This window comes from Haliscomenobacter sp., assembly GCF_040403615.1.
Lineage (GTDB): Bacteria > Bacteroidota > Bacteroidia > Chitinophagales > Saprospiraceae > Haliscomenobacter.
On the sequence record NZ_JBBAKG010000230.1, the window covers coordinates 1447 to 3159 of the forward strand.

Below are 1713 nucleotides of genomic sequence, written 5' to 3' on the forward strand. Positions count from 1 at the left end.
TGGGCGTGATCCTTTTTGCAGGAGAAGCCTATATGCAAGTACCCCTTACCACCGATTACGAAGCGGTAAGTCTGTTGCTCCAAAGTGCCAATCCCGATATGATCAGCAGCCAGGGTACCTCCATTGGTGAAGCCTTGGCCATTGCTCAACAGAATACTGCAAAAAGCAACGGCAACCGGGTTATTTTAATCATTACCGATGGCGAAGACCACGAAGCCAGAGCAGAAAGCCAGGCCCGCCAAGCTGCCCGTCAGGGCATGAAGATATTCACCATCGGCGTCGGTACGGAGGCTGGCGGCTTCGTACCTTATACAGATGCAAACGGGATGGCCGATTACAAACGAGATGAGCAGGGGAAACCCGTTACTTCCAAGCTCAACGCTGAAGTACTGCGCAAATTGGCCACCCTTGGCGGCGGTAGCTTTTTTCGCCTGAGTAGTCAAACCGATGCCTTGGCAGATGCCCTGTACGACAAACTGAACAAAGTAGAAAAACGGGAGTACGAACAGCGCGAAGTATCCGAATACCGCAGCCATTTTCAGCTTTTTTTGCTGCTGGGTATTGGATTTCTACTCGCAGAATTTTTGATGCATTACCGCCGTCCCGAAAAAACCTCCAAGGCGATCGCGTTGTTGAATAAAGGGCTAAAGACCGGATTATGAAAGCAGGATATCGTGAATGGGCTATGTTGATCTTGGTATTCGGTATTTGCCACGCGAATGGGCTAAATGCCCAAACGGCGCATTCCTTGCTGCGCAAAGGGGATCAAAACTACCTCGAAAAAAACTATGCCGATTCGGAAAGCAGCTACCGCAAAGCGCTCGAACGCAAAAACAACGCCAAGGGCCAGTACAACCTCGGCAATGCCATCTACCAACAAAAACGCTACCAGGAGGCCTTGACCAGGTACCAAAATGCGGCCAAAAAATCGACTGCTCCAACTGAAAAAGCAGCGGCTTACCACAACCTGGGCAATACTTATTTTCAACTCAATGAATTGAAGAAAAGTGTAGAGGCATACAAAGAAGCCTTGCGCTTGAATCCCAACGACAAGGAGACCAAGTTCAACCTCGCGCTGGCGCAACAACGCAAAAAACAGGAAGAACAAAAAAAACAACAGCGCCCTCAGGAAGGCGACAACCAAAATCAACCTCAAAATCAGCCTCCTCCTCCTTCCAACCAGGGCCAAAAACCCAACCAGGATCCGCAGCAAGGCCAGCAAGCACAAAAGAATCCAAGCCAAGGCAAGGAGCGTGAACCCCAAAGTCCGCCCCAAAACCTCAGCCAAAAAGAGGCCGAAAACTTGCTAAAAGTCATGGATGAAGAGGAGCGCAAAGTACAGGGCAAAATGAAAAAAGCCCAGGGAAGACCTAAATCCGGGAAAGACTGGTAAATTTAAGGGCTAAAGGATATTGAATACACCAACTTAAACTTTTCAATCATGCGCAATCTGATCTTGTTCTCGCTCGCATTGCTCAGCTGCAATGCAATGATGGCCCAAGAGAATGTACAATTCACCGTGACGGTTAGCACCGACTCGATCCTGTTGGGCAATGACATTAAAGTAAGTTTCAAACTTGAAAATGGGGAAGGCCGCAATTTTAGCGCGCCAGAATTTGAACCCCATTTTACCGTAATCAATGGCCCCAATACCTTCACCAGCATGTCCATGATGAATGGCAAGGTATCCCAAACCATTGAATACAGCTTTTA

At 48.4% G+C, this 1713-nt stretch carries 3 protein-coding genes; all 3 read left to right on the forward strand.

The annotated features are described in order from the left end of the window. On the forward strand, positions 1-662 hold a 662-nt coding region (locus ABW391_RS29035), incomplete at its 5' end, for a VWA domain-containing protein (RefSeq protein WP_353485407.1). Beyond that, a complete protein-coding gene (locus tag ABW391_RS29040) occupies positions 659-1393 on the forward strand; it encodes a tetratricopeptide repeat protein (protein ID WP_353485408.1) in 735 nt (244 codons plus the stop codon). The genes ABW391_RS29035 and ABW391_RS29040, both read left to right, overlap by 4 nt. Positions 1394-1441: 48 nt before the next feature. Further along, positions 1442-1713, forward strand: a 272-nt coding sequence (locus ABW391_RS29045; protein ID WP_353485409.1) for a BatD family protein, incomplete at its 3' end; no start/stop codon positions are given.